The following is a 6,251-nucleotide window of genomic DNA, read 5'->3' on the forward strand; positions in this document are numbered from 1 at the left end:
CTAACCCCTCTGCGGGACGACCTGGAAGTACACCGCGGTCATCACGAAGTTGGTCACGAACAGCAACATGAAGGTGATCACCACGGACTGGTTGACGGCATCGCCCACGCCCTTCGGTCCGCCCTTCGCGTTCAGCCCCTTGTACGAGGCGACGATCGCGGCGATCGCCCCGAACACCAGCGCCTTGATCTCGGCCGCCCACAGGTCGGAGAGCTGGGCGAGCGTGGTGAAGGAGGCCAGGTAGGCGCCGGGCGTGCCGTTCTGGAGGACCACGTTGAAGAAATAGCCGCCCGCGACGCCGACCACCGAGACGAGCCCGTTGAGGAGGACGGCCACGACCATCGACGCCAGCACCCGCGGTACCACCAGCCGGTGGATCGGGTCGATGCCCAGCACCTGCATCGCGTCGATCTCGTCCCGGATCCTGCGTGCCCCGAGGTCCGCGCAGATCGCCGTGCCGCCCGCGCCCGCGATCAGCAGCGCGGTCACGATCGGCGAGGCCTCGCGCAGTACGGCGAGCACGGACGCGGCACCGGAGAAGGACTGCGCGCCCAACTGCCGGGTCAGGCTGCCGATCTGCAGCGCGATGACCGCCCCGAAGGGGATCGAGACCAGGGCGGTGGGCAGGATCGTGACGCTCGCGACGAACCACGCCTGCTGGATGAACTCCCTGGCCTGGAACGGCCGTCGGGGCAGCGCCCGGACGACGTCCAGCGCCATCGCGAACAGGTTGCCGCAGTGCCGGAGCGCACCCGTCGGGGAGAGGCTCATCCGCCCGTCACCCCCGTCCCGTGCAGCTCGGCCTCCCGTCTCGCGATCGCCTCCCAGCGGGGCGGGCGGGCGATGCCGGGGCCCGGCAGCAGACGGGGAGTGAGGCCCTCGGCCCCGCCGCCCTCGTCGATCTGGGCCAGCTCCTGCTCGACCTGGGCCGCGTCCTTCTCCTCCGCCATCCCGATCGGCCCCTGCAGCCGGCCGTTCAGGAACTGCCGTACGACCGGCTCGTCACTGGTCAGCAACTGCTCGCGGGGTCCGAACAGCACCAGCTCGCGCCGGAACAGCAACCCGATGTTGTCGGGCACCTGGCGGGCGGAGGCGATGTCGTGGGTGACGATCAGGAAGGTCGCGTCGATCTGCGCGTTGAGGTCGACGATCAGCTGGTTGAGGTAGGCCACACGGACCGGGTCCAGGCCCGAGTCCGGCTCGTCGAAGAGGATGATCTCCGGGTCGAGGACCAGGGCGCGGGCGAGCCCGGCACGCTTGCGCATACCGCCGGAGATCTCGCCGGGCAGCTTCCCCTCGGCGCCGATCAGCCCGACCATGTCCATCTTCTCCAGGACGATCCGCTTGATCTCGCTCTCGGACTTGCGGGTGTGCTCGCGCAGCGGGAAGGCGATGTTGTCGTACAGGTTCATCGAGCCGAACAGCGCGCCGTCCTGGAACAGCACGCCGAACAACTTGCGCACCTCGTACAGGTCGTGCTCGCGCAGCCGGGTGATGTCCCGGCCCTGGATCGTGATCGACCCGCGCTCCGGTTTCAGCAGCCCGACGAGCGTCTTGAGGAACACCGACTTGCCCGTCCCCGAGGGGCCGAGCATCACCGAGACCTCCCCGGCGGGCAGCGTCAGCGAGACGTCCTGCCAGATGACCTGGTGTCCGAAGGACTTGGTCAGCCCTTCCACGCAGATCTCGACACCCATCCGGTCCCACCCTTCGCCCGTGGAGCAGCTCCGTCATCAGCTCTACGCACGGGGGCGGGGCGTCCGTCGCGGCGACCGCGGATTTTTTTCGGGCGCGTTTACGGCGTGCTACGGCAGCGTCGGGGACGGCACGCTGAGCGGCACGCTCGGGAGGGGGACGGTCCGGGAAACGGACGGTCGAGAGGGCTTGGCGGGGAGCGACGGCAGCGACGGCACGGACGGCACGGACGGCACCGCCGTCTCCAGCGGAACCTCGGGAACCGGAGGCGTGGAGACCTCCGGCAGGGCCGGCACGGAGACAGGTGCGGGTACGACGGCTTCACCGGCGGGCGATGCGGCCGCCGTCCGGCTCGGGGTGGCCGTCGGCACCGAGGGCCCGTGGGACTCCGGGGCGCGCGCGGGCCCGGTGCCGGCGCTCCGGAGCACGGGCGCCCCGCTGGACACCGTCGGCCGCGGAGCCGGAGCGGAAGAACCACCGCCCCAGTCCAGGGCGTGCGGCACCACGAACACCGCCACCGCCAGGGTCGCCGCCGTCGAGGTGACCGCCACGGCCTGCACCTTCCCGGCACCGCGCGGCCGCCCGCGCCCGAGGAGGAACAGCACGAGCCCGAGCGTCCCGGCCAGCGAGGCGCGCAGCGTCCGCCGGGCCCGGGCGAGCAGCGACTCGACGGTCCGGTAGCTCAGGCCCATCCGCACGGCGACCTGGCCGACGTCCAGGTCCTCCGACTTCAGCCGCAGCGCCTCCGCCTGCCGTGCGGGCAGCTCCCCGCTGCGCACGGCGAGCCACTTCGCCTCGGCCCGGTCGCACACCACCTCCTCGACGGGCACCGGTCCGGGTGCGACGAGCGTGGGGCGGCTGCCCACCTCGGCCTCGCGGTTGACCTGCCGGTACCGGTCGACGCACAGCCGCATCGTCACCGTCGTCAGCCAGGCACCGAGCCGTTCGTCGTCGAGGTCCGGGCGCTCCGCGGCCCGCAACATCGCCTCGTGCACGGCGTCCTCGGCGTCCTCCGGGCTCATCGAGCGGCGCCGGGCCACCTTGAGCAACTGCTCGCGATGGCTCCACATGCGCTGCCAACGCGCGTCGGCGGTCGCTGTGTCCGCAGGCATGTCCGTCGCCATGAGGGCCCCTTCGCACTCACCCGCCGGTCCTGTGCTCCCGGCGGGTGGCGACATTACCGCCGAGTATCCGCGGTTGTGGAGGGGGAGACCCGCATCGTGTTCCAGCCGTTGCCAGGTCCGGGGGTCCCTAGCCGCCGCTGGTCAGCGCCCCGGGGTCGGGCAGGACACCGCCGGGGAGCGGGAGGGTCGGTGCCGGGAGGGGGACCGGCGGCGGCTCCGACGCCTTCGGGGCGCCGGGGCTGGGGGACGGGGTGGGGGAGGGCGAGGCGGGCGGTGCCGAGGGCGTGTGCGTGCGGGCCGGGGCCGGCTTGCGGGCGTGCGAGGGCTCCGGCGAGGGCTTCGACGCCTTGGGGTGCGCCGGCTTCGGCCGGTCCTGTGGCTCGCCGGACGCGTCCGGCACCACGCGGTGTCCGGTCAGGTAGTACGTGTACCAGGCCTTCACCGTGCGCAGATAGGCCTCCGAGTGGTTGTAACCGAGGATCGCCCGGTCCAGGCCGGCGGGGTTCGAAAGGTCCCGGCCACCGGCGCACAGGTAACGGCCGGCGGCGAGCGCCGCGTCGTAGACGTTGTTCGGGTCGGCATGTCCGTCGCCGTTGCCGTCCGCGCCCCAGTGGGCCCAGGTCGACGGGATGAACTGCATCGGGCCGACCGCGCGGTCGTACCCGGCGTCCCCGTCGTACGCGCCGCCGTCGGTGTCCCGTACGACGGCGAAGGCTCCGCCGGTCAGCCGGGGACCGAGGATCGGCGTCACGGTCGTACCGTCCGAGGTCACCCGGCCGCCCCGCGCCTGCCCGGACTCCACCTGGCCGATCGCGGCCAGCAGCTGCCAGCGCAGCCCGCAGCCGGGCGCGGTGCGCGCCAGCTCCTCCTCGGCACGCCGGTACGCGGCGAACACGCTCGCGGGCAGTGCGCCACCCGTCATTCCCTGTGCCGAGCCACCCTCGCGGGTGCGCAGTGGGGGCAGGTCGGTGCGGTACGGCGTGTCGCCGGACACGCTGGGGCCCTGCTCGGCGACGGGTGCCGCCTTCCGTACGGGCTCCGAAGCCCGCGCCGGGACCGCCCCCGGTGCCTGCGACGCGGTCAGCACGGCCATCGCCGCAGTCGCGACGGCCGTACCCCTGGTACCCCTCAGTGCCCCCCTGAGCACACGCGCTGTCACTGTGCAGTCCCCTCCCCTGATCGGATCCGTCGTCTGCTCTACGCGGCCGTACGGCGGATCCGTCGCGCGGAACGGGAGACGCGTCGGCAAAGCCGTCAGCCGGCGCGCCCGCTGTGGCCGTGTCCGTCTGCGGACCGGGCCGGCCGGTGGTCCCACGCCCCGGCTCCCATGAGGGGGCCATCCACACCCTATGGAGAAGCAAAGAATTCGACCCGGTGCTGCCCGGTGGGACCCGTTCCGGTCTACGCTCCCCGCATCCTGTCATGTCACGCTCACTCGGCGTGCAGGGCATGAGTGTCATGCTCCTGACTGCGCGGTTCTGCCGCCGCTACGCGCTCCCCGTCGTACTTCTGCACCGCGGGCACCGGCTACGACGGCCCGACCGGCTGGGCCACCCCGAACGGCACCGCCGCCTTCACCGCCGGCTCCACCGGTGGCAACACGGTGACCGTCACCAACCCCGGCAGCCAGTCCACCACCACCGGAAGCTCGGTCAGCCTGCAGATCAAGGCCACCGACAGCGGCGGCGCCTCCCTCACCTACAGCGCGAGCGGCCTGCCGACCGGGCTGTCCATCAACAGCTCCACCGGCCTGATCTCGGGTACGGCGTCCACCGCGGGCACCTACCAGGTCACGGTCACCGCGAAGGACTCCACCGGCGCCTCCGGCTCGACCTCCTTCACCTGGACCGTCGGCTCCGGCGGGGGCGGCTGCACCTCGACCCAGCTGCTGGCCAACCCCGGCTTCGAGTCGGGCAACACCGGCTGGACCACCACCAGCACCGCGTACGACAAGCTGACGGTGACGGCCGGTTCGACGACCCTGGCGACCTACTCGAACCTCAACCACGCCTCTGGCTATGCCCAGAAGAGCTTCGACCTGTCCTCGCTGGCGGGCCAGACGGTCACCCTGAAGTTCAACGGCGTGGAGGACTCCTCGCTGCAGACCAGCTTCGTCGTGGACGACACCGCCCTGACGACCAGCTGAACTTCGGGTACGGCCCCGGCCCCGCACCCGGAAGCCGTCCGCGTGCGGGACACGCCATGTCCTGACGCACGAGCATCCGGCGGCAGCACCGGCACTTTCCGCTACGCCCTGTACCGGTAGCGGATCCGGCCGCGGGTGAGGTCGTAGGGGCTGAGTTCCACGAGCACCCGGTCGTAGGGGAGGATCCTGATGCGGTTCTTCCGGATCTTCCCGCTGATGTGGGCGAGCACCGTGTGCCCGTTCTGTAGCTCCACCTTGAAGGTGGCATTGCGCAGGCACTCGATGACGGTGCCTTCGGCTTCTACGCCGCTTGCTGTTTTGGTCATGGTCTCTCACTTCATTCGTTCTGCGACGGTGTATTCGGCTTCGCTCGGTGCGGTGTGATCGAGCGTCAGTGGCGGACGAGCTCCAGGGTGCTGGCCGTGCGCCGGGCGCCGATGCTCTCGAACAGGGCGGTAGCCGCCGCGTTGGACTCGTTCACCTCGGCCCATGCCGAAGCGGTCCCGGAGCGGTGCAGTGAACCCAGCGCGTGGGCCAGCAGCGTCCGGGCGATGCCGCGGCGGTGCCTGTCGGTCCGGACGGCGATCAGCCCGATCCGTGGCTGCCGGGTCAGCGGAGCCACCCGGATCAGTCCCACGTACTGGTCCAAGTGCCGCGCCACCGCGTACTTCGACGGGTCGAGCAGGGTGGTCCCCGCCGGGCGGGGCAGCACCTCGGCGGGCATCGTCTGCCATCCGACGGCGGCCTCGACCTCGTCGCGGATGAGACGGTCGAGTGCGCGCAGCGGGCCCTCCTCCGCCTCACCGGCGGGCACGATCGTCACGCCCGACGGGGGCCGGACCGAGCCGAGCCCGGTGATCTGTGGGTCGGTGGGTACGAGATAGCCCCACTCGCGGCGTGCGGTGGCGAAGCCGGCCCGCTCCCAGGCGGATCTCGAGTCGTGGTCGGTCTCGTCGACGACGGTGTACAGCGGTGTCGGCAGGTCCGCGAGCATCGCGTCGGCGATGCGGTCGAAGACCGCGCCGTGCCAGGCGTCGATGCTGATGAAGACCCGCCCGTCGGGGCGGCGCGAAGCGTGGCCGCGGCCGACAGTCCGGTCGTCCTCCACGGCGTGCCACTGCGTGTCCGAGACGCGCGTGACTACGACTGGATGGTTGTCCGTGCCCGGAGTGGAACGCACAAAGTTCATAGGTGTTGCCTCTCAGGAGTGCCTTGTCTGAGGCGCTCCCGGCGACACCTATGTCAGTCGCCCGCCGTGACGACATGGGGGAGCACCCACATGGATA

Annotated in this window: 6 protein-coding genes and 1 pseudogene; 1 reads left to right on the forward strand and 6 read right to left on the reverse strand. The window is 71.5% G+C overall.

Annotated features, from left to right (window positions below; all coding sequences use genetic code 11):
* From ACWC0C_RS05160 to ACWC0C_RS05175, 4 genes are all read right to left on the reverse strand, one after another.
* Nucleotides 1-771, reverse strand: coding sequence for an MlaE family ABC transporter permease (locus ACWC0C_RS05160; protein WP_449194609.1), 771 nt, complete (start codon nucleotides 769-771; stop codon nucleotides 1-3).
* Nucleotides 768-1,697, reverse strand: a complete 930-nt coding sequence (locus ACWC0C_RS05165; RefSeq protein ID WP_450861696.1) for an ABC transporter ATP-binding protein — start codon at nucleotides 1,695-1,697, stop codon at nucleotides 768-770. Before ACWC0C_RS05165 ends, ACWC0C_RS05160 begins: the two co-directional genes overlap by 4 nt.
* Before the next feature lie 108 nt (nucleotides 1,698-1,805).
* On the reverse strand, nucleotides 1,806-2,819 hold the full coding sequence (locus tag ACWC0C_RS05170) for a sigma-70 family RNA polymerase sigma factor (protein ID WP_450861698.1): 1,014 nt from the start codon (nucleotides 2,817-2,819) through the stop codon (nucleotides 1,806-1,808).
* Nucleotides 2,820-2,946: 127 nt separating this feature from the next.
* Nucleotides 2,947-3,912, reverse strand: a complete 966-nt coding sequence (locus tag ACWC0C_RS05175; RefSeq protein WP_450861700.1) for a lytic transglycosylase domain-containing protein — start codon at nucleotides 3,910-3,912, stop codon at nucleotides 2,947-2,949.
* Between the two features lie 402 nt (nucleotides 3,913-4,314).
* On the opposite strand from ACWC0C_RS05175, the pseudogene ACWC0C_RS05180 reads away from it, so the two are divergent.
* Nucleotides 4,315-4,965, forward strand: a pseudogene (locus ACWC0C_RS05180) (putative Ig domain-containing protein); the annotation flags it as partial.
* A gap of 101 nt (nucleotides 4,966-5,066) precedes the next feature.
* Here the strand turns inward: ACWC0C_RS05180 and infA are convergent.
* Nucleotides 5,067-5,291 (reverse strand): translation initiation factor IF-1, encoded by a 225-nt coding sequence (infA, locus tag ACWC0C_RS05185; protein ID WP_450861702.1) that lies wholly within the window; start codon nucleotides 5,289-5,291, stop codon nucleotides 5,067-5,069.
* Between the two features lie 65 nt (nucleotides 5,292-5,356).
* The gene (locus ACWC0C_RS05190) at nucleotides 5,357-6,154 is read right to left on the reverse strand and encodes a GNAT family N-acetyltransferase (RefSeq protein ID WP_450861704.1); all 798 of its coding nucleotides are present in this window, start codon (nucleotides 6,152-6,154) and stop codon (nucleotides 5,357-5,359) included.
* Nucleotides 6,155-6,251 lie beyond the last annotated feature (97 nt).

The organism is Streptomyces sp. NPDC001709, from assembly GCF_053596375.1.